The sequence below is a fragment of the Nocardia sp. NPDC006630 genome (assembly GCF_040611495.1).
Classification (GTDB): domain Bacteria; phylum Actinomycetota; class Actinomycetes; order Mycobacteriales; family Mycobacteriaceae; genus Nocardia.
Genome location: NZ_JBEXOK010000005.1, coordinates 147,840 through 161,944, shown reverse-complemented (window position 1 = coordinate 161,944; position 14,105 = coordinate 147,840). Strand labels below are relative to the sequence as shown.

The window sequence follows — 14,105 nt, the reverse complement described above, 5'->3', positions numbered from 1 at the left end:
CGACACGGTGCGGGCGCCGGAGGTGTATCAAGACCGGCTGGTCGAATCCTCCACCGCGCCAACCTGATCGGACTCCGCAGCTGCCGGATCGGCTGCCGCGGTATCGTTCTCGCGCCAGCCCAGCAGTACCGACGGGAGACGTTCGGCCCGCCACGGCAGCGCCAGCGCCACCACGATCGCGGCCACCACCAGGGTGCCCACCGCGACATACGAGGCCGCTTGCGAACCCTCCAGGGCGGCGACCTTCATGGCGTGGATGAGATCCGCTTTCGCCGGGGCGAGTAGCGGATTCACCGGCGCTTTCACGATTTCCAGCACGCTGATCGGCGTATTGCCCGCCAATTCCTTCTGCTGCGGATTCATGATCTGCGCGGGAATCCCGGCGATCCGGCCGCTCACATGCGCGGCGTAGATCGACGTCATGATCGAACCCAGTACGGCCACGCCGAGCGCGCCACCGACCTCGCGCGTGGTGTCGTTGACCGCCGAACCCGCGCCCGCCTCATCCAAAGGCACGGAGCCCATGATGGATTCGGTCGCCGGGCCCTGCACCACCGCGAAGCCCAGGCCCATCAGAATCATGGACACGACCACCGGTCCCACGTACTCGGTGTCGACCGTGGTGCGCCCGGCGATGTACATGGCCACCGCGAGAATGAGCAGCCCGCTCACCACCATGGCCGTGGTGCCGAACCGCTGCGCCATCATGGTCGCGATCGGCGCGCCGAATCCCACCGCCACCGCGAAAGGCAGTGAGTGGATACCGAATTCGAGCGGCGTCAGCTCCTTCACACCCTGGAAGTACTGGGTGATCAGGAACAGGAAGCCGAAGGCGGCGAAGTAGGAGACGGTGATCGCCAGCGACGGCAGCGCGAACCGGCGATTGCGGAACAGCCGCATATTCAGCACCGGAGACGCCACCCGCAGCTCCCAGCCCACGAACACCGCCAGGGTGATGATCGAAAGCAGGTATCCCGCAAGGCTTTGCGCCGACAGCCAGCCGTGCTTGGGCGCCTCGATGATCGACCAGACCAGTGCGGTCACACCCACCAGCGACAGCACGATGCCGATGCGGTCCAGCCGGGCCACATGATCGGCACGCGATTCCGGAACCGTGATCAGCACTGCCGCAATGGCGATGAGCGCCACCGGGACATTGATCCAGAACACCGAATGCCAGGAGAAGTACTCCAGCAGCCAGCCGCCGATGGTCGGCCCGATGGCGACGGCCATCCCGGCCATGGCCGTCCACGCCGCCACCGCCGCGGCACGCTGGCGCGGCTCGGTGAAGATATTGATCAGCAGGGCCAGGGTCGCAGGGAAGACGACCGCCGCGAAGACGCCCATGCCCGCGCGGGCGGCAATGACCTGTCCCAGCCCGGAGGAGAGCGCGCCCGCCGCCGACATGACCGCCACACCGGCCAGGCCGATAACCATGAACCGCCGCCGCCCGAACCGGTCGCCGAGATGACCCATGGCGAGCAGCAGTCCCGAGAAGGCCAGCGTGAATGCGTCCACAATCCACTGCAGGCCGCTCATATCGGCCTGCAGCTGCACCGCCATGGACGGCAGCGCCACATTCACCAGCGTGTTGTCCAGCACCACAAGTAGTTCCGCGAGGCAGATCGCCACCAGAGCGGCAATCCGCCCCCGCTGACTCAACCCCGATGTTGTCGCCCGGCCGGATTCCCGGCTCGCCATTGACACCGTCATCTCGGCACCTCCTTAGTAGACCGATCGGTTTACCTACCCGAGCAGACTATCTGTGACCGAGAGTTGCACACAATCCCCCACGCCCCATATGACGCAGGCCACACCCCGTTCCGGGGTGCGACCCCGGGCTAGGTAGCCCGGGGTCGCTGAAGAGCTGATGCCGGCATCCGACCTGCTGAGGCCGACATTCAGGCCACCGATCACCGAGCCGGGCAGCAGGCCACCCAGCTCGAACCTTCGGCCCGATATCAGGGGTGCAGGGCTCGGAAGACGCGGTAGAGCTCGAATTTGTCTTCGAAGCCGATGCCGGGGGTGTCGGTGAGGTGGAGCCGGCTGTGCTCGATGCGCGCGTCATCGGCGAAGCCGCCGGTGGGCTGGAACTCGCCCGGATAGGACTCGTTGCCGCCCAGCCGCAGGGCAGCGGCAATATGCAACGAGAACTGGTGGCCACCGTGTGGAATGCAGCGGCGGGCGGACCAGCCGTGCGCGCGCAGCATGTCTTGAATGCGCAGGTACTCCACCAGCCCGTAGCCGAGTACCGGATCGAACTGCAGGTAGTCGCGGTCCGGGCGCATGCCCCCGTATCGGAGCAGATTGCGCGCGTCCTGATGCGAGAAGAGGTTCTCGCCGGTGGCCAGCGGGCCGGGGTACCGCTCGGACAGCGTCGCGTGCAGGGCGAAATCGAGTGGATCGCCGGGTTCCTCGTACCAGCGCAGGCCGTACGGCTCGAGTGCGCGGCCGTAGGCCAGGGCGGTATCGAGGTCGAAGCGGCCGTTGGCGTCCACGGCCAGCCGCGAGCCGTCGCCGCCGAGCACCTCCAGCACGGCCTCGACACGCTTGACGTCATCGGCCAGCGGCGCACCGCCGATCTTCATCTTGACGACGTCGTAGCCCTGTGCGAGGAAGCCCCGCATCTCCTCCTGCAGCTGCGCCGGCTCCTTGCCCGGCGCGTAGTAACCGCCTGCGGCATAGACGAATACGTCATCGTCGGGCTCACCGAGACCGTAGTGGCGGACCAGCCAGCGATACAGCGGCAGCCCGGCCAGCTTGGCATTCAGATCGAACAGCGCCATATCGATCACGCCGACGGCCACCGAGCGTTCGCCGTGCCCACCCGGTTTCTCATTGCGCGTCATGAGGTTCCAGGCCCGCGCGGGATCGATGAAGGAACCGTCCTCGGTCTCCAATTCCTCCGGCGCGGCGCGCAGGAGCCGCGGAATCACCCTGCGGCGCAAGATCTCCCCCGCGCTGTAGCGGCCGTTGGAATTGAAGCCGTAGCCCACCAACGGTTTTCCGTCCCGCAGGACATCACTGACCACCGCGACGATGGAACAGTCCATGGCGCTGAAATCGATGAAGGCATTGCTCATCGACGAGCTGATCGCCACGGTGCCTTCGTGAATGGCGACAATACGAGGCATATCTACACTCCTTGAACGTTTTTCGGGCGATATCCGAGGGCGGCGACCGCGCGCACGGGATCCAGCCCGTCCGGCTCCCAGCGCGCGACGACCACGGTGGCCACCGCATTGCCGAGCACATTGGTCAAAGCCCTGATGAGAGAAAGGAATCGGTCCACCGACAGCACCAGTGCCAGCCCGGCGACGGGCACCAGCGCGGTGGCCGCCACGGTATTGGCGAGGGTGATGAAGGCCGAACCGCTGATCCCCGCGGTGCCTTTGGACAGCACCAGGAAGACCAGGAACAGGCCCAGCTGATCACCGGCACTCAATGGAATGCCGTACACCTGCCCGATGAACACCACGCAGATCGGCACCACCACCGCGACGCCGTCCAGGTTGAACGAGAACCCGGTGGGCACCACCAGGCCCACCACACTGCGACGGCAGCCGGCGTCCTCCAGGCGCTGCATCAATTGCGGCAGAACGGCTTCCGACGAGGAGGTGCCGAGCACCACCAGCAGCTCCCGGCGCAGGGTGCCGATCAGGCGCAGCAGGGAGAACCGCGCCAGCCGCGCCACCGAACCCAGCACCACGATCACGAAGAACACGAGAGCCAGCGCGGAAACGGCCACCAGCCGCATCAGCGCCGTCAAGGTCTCCGGCCCGTACTTGCCGACCGTGGCCGCCACCGCGCCGAACGTGCCGATGGGTGCGAGCAGCATGATCATCCGGATCATCCGGAAGAACACCTCGGTCAGTTTGGTGCAGGCGGCCAGAATCGGTGTGGTGACGCCTGTCGGCAGCCGCAGCAGCGCGATGGCGAAGAGCACCGCGAAGATGAGCACCTGAATGATGTGCCCCGTCGCAAAGGCATTGACAGCATTGTCCGGCACCACATCGGCGAGGAATGCGCCGAACGAGGTGTTCGCCGCATCCCCCTTCACATAGTTCGAGATATCACCCGATGCGTGGCCTGGACGCGCAACGCCCGCGCCGGGCCGGAGCAGATTGACCGCCAGCAGCCCGATCAGCATGCCCAGGGTGGTGACGATCTCGAAGTACACCAGGGCGCGCACCGCGATCCGGCCCACCGCCTTCAGCCCGCCGGTCGCCACGATCCCGGTGACGGTCACCAGAAACACGATCGGAGCGATCAGCATCTGGATGAGAGCGATGAAAGCCTGTGCCACCGGCTGCATATTCGACGCGGCAGCCGGGGCGACCATCCCGAAGATTGCCGCCGCCACAGCCGCGACGAGCACCTGGAAGGTGGTATTGGTGAGGACTCTGCGCCAGCGCGGCGGCCGGGCCTCGGAGTCCGGCGCGGTATCGAGTGCGGTAGTGCTCATGCGACCCCACCGCCCGGATTCACTCGGGCCGAACGAGAGTGGAGCGGAGCGCCGCTCGATCCACGGTGAGCCCGAGTCCGGGCCGATCCGGGACCGTGAGCATGCCGTCGACCGGTTCCGGCGCATCCGGGAACAGCAGCTTGCCGACCTGCACCATGCCCAGATGCCACTCCAGCAGCCAACCGTTCATGAGACCGGCCAGGGTGTGCAGATTGAACAGCGGCCAGCCGCCGCCGTGCGCCACCGGCAGGTTGTAGATCTGCGCGAGGTGCGCGGCCTTGCGGGCCTCGGTGAAGCCGCCGCAGTAGCAAACATTCGGCTGCAGGATATCGACGGCGCGCTGTTCGACCAGCTCGCGCAAGCGCCAGCGATGCCCCTCCATCTGACCGGCCGCCAGCGGAATCGTGGTGTGCGCCCGCAGATCCGCCATAGCCCGCGCGTCGTTCTGATGCAGTGGCTCCTCGAACCAGGTGAGGTGCTGATCTTCCACCGCGCGGCACAGGAATTTGGCCTCGACCGGCGTGAAAAGATAGTTGGCGTCGATCATCAGGTCGATATCGTCGCCGATCTCCTTGCGTACAGCTCGAATTCGAGCCGCATCCTCACGCCAGCCGCCCGGGTCCACGGCGACTACCGATTTCAATGCCGTAAAGCCCTGGTCCAGTTGCAGTCTCGCCGCAGCGGCCAGCGTTTCCCGGTCGTACTGCGGGAATCCGAAGGTCACATACACCGGAACCTGTGTGCGCGCACCACCCAGCAGACTGGCAACCGAGCGGCCCGCGACCTTGCCCTTGATATCCCACAGCGCGATATCCAGCAGGGACAGCGCACTGGACACCACACCCGTCATGGCACGCGGATTCAGTGTCCGCCAGACCCTTTGATGGACGGCCTCGATCTCCAGCGGGTCCATGTCCATGACCGCGGGCAGGAAGTGCTCGTGGAGCGCCACCACCACCGCCCTGGCCAGGAAGTGCCCCGTCAGCGCGACGCCGGTGACCCCCTCATCGGTCTCCACTTCACAGAAGACGAATTCCTTCTGCTCCTCCCGGCCGTACCCGCGCACCTGCTCGGTCAGCAGCGGCACATCGATCGAGGTGGTGTGCACACCGGCACGAATGTCTTTGATCCTCATCCCGTCCTCCTTCTTTTCGCTCGGACGGTGAATCGAGTGTGCGCGCAGAAATTGTCAACTGTCAACGATTTGCAATCGACAGTTGACTATGCGAGGATTCGGTCCGACCTGTCCATGCGGTGAGCGAGTGGAGTCCATGACCGAGCACGTGGAGGCGATCAACGCCCTGCAACAGCGAGTGGCCGAGCGCCAGGCCACCTCGCTGCTACAGCTGATCGCCGGAGAACTCGAGCAGATGATCATCCGGGGTGAGCTACGCGGCGGCGACCGCGTCAACGAATCCGCGCTCGCCACCCAGCTGGGCACCAGCCGCGGCCCGGTCCGCGAGGCGCTGCGGCAGCTCGAATACAGCCGCCTCGTCGAATTCCGCACCAACCGCGGCATGTTCGTGCGCGAGATGTCGGTCGACGAAGCCGCCCAGCTCTACGACATCCGGGCCACACTCTTCGGCCTCGCGGGCCGGCTGGCCGCTGACCGGGCCACTCCGGAGGCATTGGAAGCCCTGCGCGCCAAGGTTTCCCGGCTCGACGAGGCAGTTCCCCTCGTCGACGACTACTACCCCCGAAATGTCGAGCTACATCGGGATCTTGTTGCCCTGTCCGGCAATCCACGCCTGGTCGAGCTCTACGGCGACGTCTCCAAGGAACTGCACCTGTTCCGCCGCCACGGCCTGGAAACCGAAACCGCCCGGCACACCTCGAACTGCCAGCATGCCGAAATCCTCGACCGCCTCGCACACGCCGATGCCGCGGCGGCCGGAAGCCTCATGGAGGCCCACATTCTCTCCGGCAAGAAGCGCATGCTCGCCGCCGTCCGCGACTGAAGCAGCCCCGCACCCGGAAACCCTTGCCGCACAGGCCCTGACACAGCGCTGCCCCGGGCTGAAGAGCCCGGGGCAGCGCATGAGTACGGAGGCGGAAATCTCCTAGCCGAAACGACCGGAGATGTAATCCTCGGTCTGCTTCGTCGACGGGTTGGAGAAGATCTTCTCGGTCTCGTCGATTTCGATGAGACGGCCGGGCTTGCCCTGCGCCTCGAGGTTGAAGAAGGCGGTCTGATCACTCACGCGGGCAGCCTGCTGCATATTGTGCGTGACGATGACGATCGTGTACTCCTTCTTCAGCTCGGAGATCAGATCCTCGATCGCGAGCGTGGAGATGGGGTCCAGGGCAGAACACGGCTCATCCATGAGCAGCACGTCCGGGGACACCGCGATGGCACGCGCGATGCACAGACGCTGCTGCTGACCACCCGAGAGTCCGCCGCCCGGCTTGTCCAGCCGGTCCTTGACCTCGTTCCAGAGGTTGGCGCCGCGCAGCGAGCGCTCGGCGACCTCGTCGAGCTCCTTCTTGCCGCGCACGCCCTGCAGCTTGAGCCCGGCCACCACATTGTCGCGAATGGACATGGTGGGGAACGGGTTCGGCCGCTGGAACACCATGCCGATGGTGCGGCGCACGCCGACCGGATCCACGGTCGCGCCGTAGATGTCCTCGCCGTCGAGCAGCACCGCGCCCTCGACGCGCGCCTCCGGCGTCACCTCGTGCATGCGGTTCAGCGAGCGCAGCACCGTGGACTTACCGCAGCCCGACGGACCGATGAACGCGGTCACGGAACGCGGCAGCACGGTCAGCGACACATCCGAGACGGCGTGGAACTTGCCGTAGTAGATGTTGATGTCTTTGAGATCGATCCGCTTGGCCATCAGTCTTTTCCGTTCGCTCTATCGGTTCCGCGTGAGCAGCTTGTTGACCCCGGCGGCGGCCAGGTACAGCAGCGCGATGATCAGGATCAGCGTCAGCGCCGCGCCCCAGACCCGGGCCCGGCCGGCCGGCTCCGGATTGGCCAGCTCCTGGTACATGAGCAGCGGGAGCGAAGCCATATTGCCGTTGGTGAGATCGAAATTGATCGATTTGGAGTAGCCGACCAGCACCAGCACCGGTGCGGTCTCGCCCATGACGCGCGCCACGGCCAGCAGCATGCCGCTGATCATGCCAGGCGCGGCGGTCGGAATGACGATGCGCACGATCGTTTTCCACTTCGGAACTCCGAGCGCGTACGCGGCCTCGCGCAGCTCGTCCGGCACCAGCTTGAGCATCTCCTCGGTGCTGCGTACCACCACCGGCAGCATGAGCAGCACCAGGGCCAGCGATACCGCGAAGGCGCTCTGTGGGAAGCCGAAGGTACCGATCCACAGCGCGAAGATGAACAGCGCCGCCACGATCGACGGCACACCGGCCAGAATGTCCACCATGAAGGTGGTGGTCTTGGCCAGCCAGCCGCGACCGTATTCGACCAGGTAGACCGCGGCCATAATGCCCAGCGGCACCGCGATCACCGCGGCCACCGCGGACTGCGCGATGGTGCCGTAGATGGCGTGGTACACACCACCCGAACTCTGTTCGGGCAGTACACCCTTCTGCGACTTCGTCCACCAGTCCAGCGAAGCGATGGCGTGCCAGCCGTTGTCGATGACGGTGTAGAGCACCCAGAGCAGCGGCACCAGCGCCAGCAGGAAGCACGCCCACACCACACCGGTGGCGAGGTTGTTGCGAATACGGCGGCCGGGGCTGACATGCCGGAAGGTCGGAGCCTTGACCGGCTTGTCCAGTGTGGCGGTCATCCGTTCACCTTCCCGCCGGCCACCAGCCGGGCCAGTGCATTGACCACGAAGGTCAGCGCGAACAACACGAAGCCGGCGGCGATGTACGCGCCGGTCGGCAGCTTCGAGCTGAATTCCGAAGCGGCCGAAGCGATTTTGGAGGCGAAGGTGTAGCCGCCGTCGAACAGCGACCACTTGCCGGCCTGCGAGGAGGTGCGCAGCACGATCAGCACCGCGATGGTCTCACCGAGCGCACGGCCGAGGCCGAGCATGGAACCCGCGATCACACCGGAGCGGCCGAAAGGCAGCACGGTCAGCCGCACGACCTCCCACTTGGTGGCGCCGAGCGCCTGCGCCGCCTCGATCTGCGAACGCGGTGTGAGACCGAACACCTCACGGCTCACCGAGGTGATGATCGGCAGGATCATCACCGCCAGCACAATGCCCGCGGTGAAGATGGTGCCGCCACCGGCAATGCTGACATCACCGTCTTTGAACAGGAACAACCAGCTCAGGTTGTTGTTCAGGAACGTCTGAAGCGGCTCCAGCTTGGGAGCCAGCATCAGAAATCCCCAGAGACCGAACACGATCGACGGCACCGCCGCCAGGAGGTCGACAACCGCGGAGAACGGACGCGCCAGCACCTTCGGCGAATACTGCGTCAGGAACAACGCGATACCCACACCGATCGGCACCGCGATCACCAGCGCGAACAGCGAACTCAGCACCGTGACCATGAACAGGTCCTTGATGCCGAACTTCAGATTGTTCGCATCCGAGGTATTGAACTCGGAGGTGGTGAAGAAGTTCGCCTTGTTCGCCATCACCGAGGGCCAGGCCCGGATGAGCAGGAACAGGGCGATCAATGCGATCGCGGCGACGATGACTCCGCCGGCCGCCGTGGCCGCCGAGCGAAATGCGAACTCCGCACCGTACTTCGTGGGGGCCTTGCGCCCAGTGGCCGCGATGGTGCTGGGTTCGGTCGACATGATCGCAGTATCCCCCGGCGTCTGGGTGCCGCCCTCCGACGGGCCGGTCATTTCGGACAGGCCCGCCGGGGACTTTTCATCGTGCACGGTCATCGTCTTACTCTCGGATCAGTCGATCAGGAGATGGCGTTGATCGCGGTGGTGAGCTTGGTCTTGAACGAGTCCGGCAGCGGCACGTAGCCCTGATCCGCCAGACCGGTCTGGCCGTTGCCCACAGCCGAGGTCAGGAACGCCTTGACAGCCTTCGAGGTGTCCGCGTCGCTGTACTTGGAGCAGACGATCTCGTAGGTGGCCAGCATGATCGGGTAGGCGCCACCGGTGGTGGGCTTGTAGATCGAGCTGTTGTCCAGCACCAGGTCGTTGCCCTGACCGGAAACCTTGACCGCGTCGATCGCCTTGGCGGCGGTCTCCGGGGTGAGGTCGACCGGCTTCGGGTCGTTCGAGGTCGCGGCGGTCAGCACGCGGGCGGTGGACAGCTTCTGCGCCTTGGCGAAGGACCACTCGGTGTAGGTGATCGTGTTCTTGGTGTTCGCGATAGCGGCCGAGGTGCCGTCGCTACCCTTGGCACCCTCGCCGACGCCACCCTGGAACGCCTTGCCGGTGCCCTTGGTCCACGCGCCGGCCGACTCCAGGTACTTCTGGAAGTTGTCGGTGGTGCCGGACTCGTCGGAGCGGAAGATCACGCCGATCTTGTCCGAAGGCAGCTTGTCGGCCTTGGCTGTGTTCAGCGCCTTGATGTGGGCGTCGTCCCAGGTGCTGATCTCACCGTCGAAGATCTTCGCCATGGTCGGCGGATCGAGGACCAGGTCGTCGATGCCGGGCACGTTGTAGGCGACCGCGATCGGGCCGAAGACCGTCGGCAGATCCCAGGCCGGGCTGCCACAGCGGGCGGCAGCCTTGTCCGGCTCACCCTTCTTGGCGTCCAGCGGTGAGTCGGAGCCCGCGAAATCGGTCTGGCCGCCGAGGAATTCGTTCACACCCGCACCGGAACCGGATGCGGTGTAGTCCAGCTTGGCACTGCCGCAATTAGCCTCGTAGGCGGCGACGAAACGGTCCATCGCGTTCTTCTGGGCGGTCGAACCACTGGCCTTCAGAGCCGACTTGCCGCCACAGGCGACGTCGATCTTCGAAGCACCCGTGGTCGAGTCGTTGTTATCGCTGCCACAGGCGGACAGGGTCAGGGTGCCGGCAACTGCCAACACGCCGAGCAGGGCGCTGCTGCGCTTGAGATTCACCAATTCCTCCGGGAATCACGTTGCACGTTCGACCCCTCAACGGTCGGACGGGCGTGATGTGGCGGCTGTTCGCTGCGAACTAGCGCACCAGGCAGCTGAATGCTGCCCAAAAGAAACGTAAGGGCGGCTGGTAGCCAACTGGACCTGGGAAGGTGAACTGGAGATGAACAACCCGGCGCGATTGCACTGCACGATATGTGACATTTGCCGCATCGTTGCAGAGCATGCCGGTGAGTGGGACGGGGACTGGTTACGAGCCCGCCGCGTAGGCCACGTCCACATGGGCCGGTCCGAACCCGAGCTTCGTATAGGTATTCACCGCGGCGGCATTGTCGGCCTCGGTATAGAGCAGCACGGCGCCCAGTCCGCGGTCCCGGAGATAGTGCAGCCCGGCCAGCGTGAGCAGGCGTCCCAGCCCGCGGCCCTGCGCCTGCGGATCGACGCCGACGACATAGACCTCACCGATGTGCGGGTCCTCGTCGAAATGCACCTTGGTCCAATGGAAGCCGAGGATGCGATCGGGATCGGCCGGATCGAAGGCGAGGAAGAGACCCTTGGGATCGAACCAGGATTCCGCGCGGCGCGCCTCGATATCGCGCTCGGTCCAGGCGCCCTGTTCCGGATGCCAGGAGAAGGCGGCGCCATTGACCCGCAGGATCTCGGCATCATCGGAAGGCCCGGCGTAGGTACGCAATTCGAGTCCGGCCGGAATGACCAGTTCCGGTAGCTCAGGAGTAGCCAGATCGCGTCGCATCTGCCAGAGTTCGCGCGCCACCCGCAGTCCGAGCCGAGCCGCGACCGCCTGCGCGGGCGGCAGATTCCCGTGTGCCCAGACCCGGGCGTCCGGGCCGCCGGCCGCCAGTGCGGCAGCGACCAATCCCGCGCCGAGGCCCTGCCGGCGAAAGCGCGGATCGACCGCGACCTCCGCCATGGCCGGATGTTCTCCGTGCGCCGGAGCCACATTCGCGTACCCGGCGACCGCACCGTCCCACTGCTGCACCAGATGCTCCGCCGGAACATCGGCGGCCAGGGACAGCACCGCCTGTTCCGATACCGGCGCAACGCCGTCCGCGACAGTGGCCCGCTCCAGGACCCCCCGCACCTCCGCCGCGGTCTCGAGGGACAGCCGGCCGGTGCTGGAGATCATCAGATAATGCCGTTCGCCGAGGTCAATTCGGAGTCGTCGGTGCCGTCGGACTCGGGGAAGGCGGGCGCGGGCGCCTCGCTCTTCGCACCGCTGGCACGTGCCGGGCGCACCGCCTTGTAGCCGACATTGCGGACCGTGCCGATGAGCGATTCGTATTCGCTACCGAGCTTGGCGCGCAGCCGTCGCACATGGACGTCCACGGTGCGGGTGCCACCGAAGAAGTCGTAGCCCCAGACCTCTTGCAGCAGCTGAGCGCGGGTGAACACCCGGCCTGCATGCTGCGCGAGGTATTTGAGTAGCTCGAACTCCTTATAGGTGAGGTCGAGCGGGCGACCGCGCAGCCGGGCGGTGTAGGTGCCCTCGTCGATCACCAGCTCACCGAGGGTGATCTTGCCGGTGTTCTCCGGACTCGCAGCGCCACCGTTGCGTGCGACCAGCAGTCGCAGGCGGGCGTCCAGCTCGGCCGGACCCGTCCCGGGCAGCAGGATGTCATCCAGTCCCCAGTCCGCGTTCACCGCAACCAATCCGCCTTCGGTGAGCACCGCTACCACCGGCACCGACGATCCGGTGCTACCCAGCAAACGACACAGACCGCGCGCGGCGGCCAGATCGGTGCGGGCATCGACCAGCGCTACATCGGCGGAACCGGCCTCGAGCAGGGACGCCACCTCGGTCGGCGCAGGCCGCACATGGTGCGGCAGCAACGCGAGCGACGGCAGCACCGCCTCGGGGTTGGGGTCGGAGGTCAGCAGGAGCAGCTCCATGGAGGGCCCTCCATCCCATCTGGCATGTGTGTGGCAACTGCTCTGTATGCCACGACTCCATGCTGGTTATCACAGGTAAGTCGGTTGCTACATTAGCGCGTCCGGACCGACAGCCACGCAATCCGGGCAGCGCAACGGCCTCTGGCTATTCAGAGATCACACCTCTGGCTATTCGGAGAGCACACAGCGCGCCCTCGAGAAGGGCCGCCGCTGCGCCCGGCGACGGGCACATCTGTCGTCGCCCGGGGCGGCGGAAGATAATGTGCCCGTATGGGTAACTCACCGGGCACGCCCGAAACCCAGCCCCGCGTCCAGCCGCCGGTCCTCGACGAGACCGCCGCGGCTGCCGTGCGCCGGCCGGAGTCACGGCGTGGCGGGCTGCGCGGAATGGCCGTCCGGAGGCTGATCATCACACTGCTCTGCCTGGCAGGGCTGGCCGTGGTGCTGGACTTCGGGGTGGCGGCGTATTCCGAGTACCGGGTGTCGCGGTTGCTACGCGACGGTTCGAATCTCAGCGCGGATCCGGAGGTCACCATCCACGGATTCCCGTTCACGGCCCAGGCGCTCGACGACGAGTACAAGAACGTCGACATTCGCGCGCGTGCCATGCGGCCCGATATCCCGGGCGAGATCATGGTCGAGGCGAATCTGAAGGGTGTGCACCTATCGCTGCGCAATCTGGTCGACGGCGAGGTGCGCGGAGTGCCGGTGGACAATGTCGAGGCGCGCATGCGAATCGAGCCGGTCGAGCTGGGACGGCTGTTCAAGATTCCCAATCTGCAGGTGTTCGGCCCGCCCGCCGACAAGTCCGACGGCACCGGCGGCTCCGGCGGCTCCGGCATGACCACCGCGGGCGCGATCATCCTGAACGGCACAATTCCGCTGTCGGACTCCGACATTCCCGCGGTACCGGGCACCAAGGGCGAGACCGTGAGCGTGCTGGCGGATCTGCGACTGGTCGACGATCAGGTCCGGATCACCGCCACCGATATCTATCGCGGGCCGGGCGCCGCCACCCAGACCAGCGACGCCTCGCCCGTCACCGTGATTCCGGAATCGGACAAGGCCCGGGTGCTGGCACTGTTCACCCGGACCATCGATACCCGCGATCTGCCCTTCGGCGTGCACCCGCAGAAGGTGGAGGCCAGTGGCGGCCAGATCGTGGTGGAGGGCAAGGGCAGCGATGTGACCGTCGATCTGGACAGGTTGCAGCAGCCGTGATCGCGCTCGGAGTGCTCGCCGCCGTACTCGTGGCCGCCGCGGGTATCGGAATCCTGGTGCGCCGCAACGAGGGTCGTGTCCGTGACAGCGCACCCGCGGTGGTCGTGCCCGAAAGCGGGCGCTCGGCACTCCTTTCCGAGGCCGGTGTGATCGCGGGCCGTCCCACGGTGCTGCATTTCTCCGCGGACTGGTGCGGTCCGTGCGCGGCCGTGCGCCGGGTGGTCGCCGCGGCGGTGGCCGAACTGTCCACCGCCGCGGCTCCCCCGCTGGACCTCGAGGTGGATATCGACGCGAATCCGGCGTTGGCGCGCGAGCTGAACGTGCTGTCGCTGCCGACGACTTTCCTGCTGGACGCCACAGGGCAGGAAAGGTTCCGAATTGCCGGCGTTCCAAAAGCGCCCGATTTGCGCAGGTCACTGGCCGAATTGGCGGGATCCGGCAGATCCGAGTGACCAGTATTACGGACCCCGGGTCCAATTTCCCCCGAAAATTGGGTAAACTTCCTCTCGTGCAAACCAACCTCGAGCTGATGCTCACCCGACGCCGCACA

General features: G+C 66.1%; 13 protein-coding genes. 3 read left to right on the top strand and 10 right to left on the bottom strand.

The genetic code is table 11. The features are described 5' to 3' along the window. Nucleotides 1-27: 27 nt before the first annotated feature. From ABZX86_RS16000 to ABZX86_RS15985, 4 genes are all read right to left on the bottom strand, one after another. Entirely contained in the window at nucleotides 28-1,713 is a 1,686-nt protein-coding gene (locus tag ABZX86_RS16000) for an MFS transporter (protein WP_355124096.1), read from the bottom strand. Between the two features lie 248 nt (nucleotides 1,714-1,961). Further along, nucleotides 1,962-3,134 (bottom strand): mandelate racemase/muconate lactonizing enzyme family protein, encoded by a 1,173-nt coding sequence (locus tag ABZX86_RS15995; protein WP_355124094.1) that lies wholly within the window; start codon nucleotides 3,132-3,134, stop codon nucleotides 1,962-1,964. A 2-nt stretch (nucleotides 3,135-3,136) separates the two neighbouring features. After that, nucleotides 3,137-4,465, bottom strand: coding sequence for a cation:dicarboxylase symporter family transporter (locus ABZX86_RS15990; RefSeq protein WP_355124093.1), 1,329 nt, complete (start codon nucleotides 4,463-4,465; stop codon nucleotides 3,137-3,139). 19 nt (nucleotides 4,466-4,484) lie between these two features. Continuing rightward, a complete protein-coding gene (locus ABZX86_RS15985) occupies nucleotides 4,485-5,600 on the bottom strand; it encodes a mandelate racemase/muconate lactonizing enzyme family protein (RefSeq protein WP_355124091.1) in 1,116 nt (371 codons plus the stop codon). A gap of 136 nt (nucleotides 5,601-5,736) precedes the next feature. Here ABZX86_RS15985 and ABZX86_RS15980 point away from each other — a divergent pair, with 136 nt between their 5' ends. Further along, on the top strand, nucleotides 5,737-6,423 hold the full coding sequence (locus ABZX86_RS15980) for an FCD domain-containing protein (protein WP_355124089.1): 687 nt from the start codon (nucleotides 5,737-5,739) through the stop codon (nucleotides 6,421-6,423). Nucleotides 6,424-6,525: 102 nt separating this feature from the next. On the opposite strand, the gene pstB is transcribed toward ABZX86_RS15980, so the two are convergent. From pstB to ABZX86_RS15950, 6 genes are all read right to left on the bottom strand, one after another. Then, nucleotides 6,526-7,302: a phosphate ABC transporter ATP-binding protein PstB gene (gene pstB, locus ABZX86_RS15975; protein ID WP_327143507.1), complete on the bottom strand. Its 777-nt coding sequence runs from the start codon at nucleotides 7,300-7,302 to the stop codon at nucleotides 6,526-6,528. Between the two features lie 18 nt (nucleotides 7,303-7,320). Then, a complete protein-coding gene (gene pstA, locus ABZX86_RS15970) occupies nucleotides 7,321-8,220 on the bottom strand; it encodes a phosphate ABC transporter permease PstA (protein ID WP_355124086.1) in 900 nt (299 codons plus the stop codon). Further along, complete coding sequence (gene pstC / locus ABZX86_RS15965) at nucleotides 8,217-9,188, bottom strand: phosphate ABC transporter permease subunit PstC (RefSeq protein ID WP_355124850.1); 972 nt, start codon at nucleotides 9,186-9,188, stop codon at nucleotides 8,217-8,219. Before pstC ends, pstA begins: the two co-directional genes overlap by 4 nt. A 116-nt stretch (nucleotides 9,189-9,304) precedes the next feature. Further along, nucleotides 9,305-10,423 carry a phosphate ABC transporter substrate-binding protein PstS gene (pstS, locus tag ABZX86_RS15960; RefSeq protein ID WP_355124084.1) on the bottom strand — a complete coding sequence of 373 codons (1,119 nt, stop codon included), beginning with the start codon at nucleotides 10,421-10,423 and terminating at the stop codon, nucleotides 9,305-9,307. A gap of 250 nt (nucleotides 10,424-10,673) precedes the next feature. After that, nucleotides 10,674-11,570 carry a mycothiol synthase gene (mshD, locus tag ABZX86_RS15955; protein ID WP_355124082.1) on the bottom strand — a complete coding sequence of 299 codons (897 nt, stop codon included), beginning with the start codon at nucleotides 11,568-11,570 and terminating at the stop codon, nucleotides 10,674-10,676. Next, the gene (locus tag ABZX86_RS15950; protein WP_327143502.1) at nucleotides 11,570-12,334 is read right to left on the bottom strand and encodes a response regulator transcription factor; all 765 of its coding nucleotides are present in this window, start codon (nucleotides 12,332-12,334) and stop codon (nucleotides 11,570-11,572) included. Before ABZX86_RS15950 ends, mshD begins: the two co-directional genes overlap by 1 nt. Nucleotides 12,335-12,721: 387 nt before the next feature. On the opposite strand from ABZX86_RS15950, the gene ABZX86_RS15945 reads away from it, so the two are divergent. Next, a complete protein-coding gene (locus tag ABZX86_RS15945) occupies nucleotides 12,722-13,555 on the top strand; it encodes an LmeA family phospholipid-binding protein (RefSeq protein WP_355124848.1) in 834 nt (277 codons plus the stop codon). Then, a complete protein-coding gene (locus tag ABZX86_RS15940; RefSeq protein ID WP_355124080.1) occupies nucleotides 13,552-14,007 on the top strand; it encodes a thioredoxin family protein in 456 nt (151 codons plus the stop codon). Before ABZX86_RS15945 ends, ABZX86_RS15940 begins: the two co-directional genes overlap by 4 nt. Nucleotides 14,008-14,105 lie beyond the last annotated feature (98 nt).

Excerpts from the sequence above, each read along its gene's own strand:
- ABZX86_RS15945 (WP_355124848.1), top strand. The coding sequence starts at position 12,722 with ATGGCCGTCCGGAGGCTGATCATCACACTGCTCTGCCTGGCAGGGCTG.
- mshD (WP_355124082.1), bottom strand. The coding sequence starts at position 11,570 with ATGATCTCCAGCACCGGCCGGCTGTCCCTCGAGACCGCGGCGGAGGTG.
- ABZX86_RS15990 (WP_355124093.1), bottom strand. The coding sequence starts at position 4,465 with ATGAGCACTACCGCACTCGATACCGCGCCGGACTCCGAGGCCCGGCCG.
- ABZX86_RS15950 (WP_327143502.1), bottom strand. The coding sequence starts at position 12,334 with ATGGAGCTGCTCCTGCTGACCTCCGACCCCAACCCCGAGGCGGTGCTG.
- pstC (WP_355124850.1), bottom strand. The coding sequence starts at position 9,188 with ATGTCGACCGAACCCAGCACCATCGCGGCCACTGGGCGCAAGGCCCCC.
- pstB (WP_327143507.1), bottom strand. The coding sequence starts at position 7,302 with ATGGCCAAGCGGATCGATCTCAAAGACATCAACATCTACTACGGCAAG.
- pstA (WP_355124086.1), bottom strand. The coding sequence starts at position 8,220 with ATGACCGCCACACTGGACAAGCCGGTCAAGGCTCCGACCTTCCGGCAT.
- ABZX86_RS15985 (WP_355124091.1), bottom strand. The coding sequence starts at position 5,600 with ATGAGGATCAAAGACATTCGTGCCGGTGTGCACACCACCTCGATCGAT.
- ABZX86_RS15980 (WP_355124089.1), top strand. The coding sequence starts at position 5,737 with ATGACCGAGCACGTGGAGGCGATCAACGCCCTGCAACAGCGAGTGGCC.
- ABZX86_RS15995 (WP_355124094.1), bottom strand. The coding sequence starts at position 3,134 with ATGCCTCGTATTGTCGCCATTCACGAAGGCACCGTGGCGATCAGCTCG.
- ABZX86_RS16000 (WP_355124096.1), bottom strand. The coding sequence starts at position 1,713 with ATGACGGTGTCAATGGCGAGCCGGGAATCCGGCCGGGCGACAACATCG.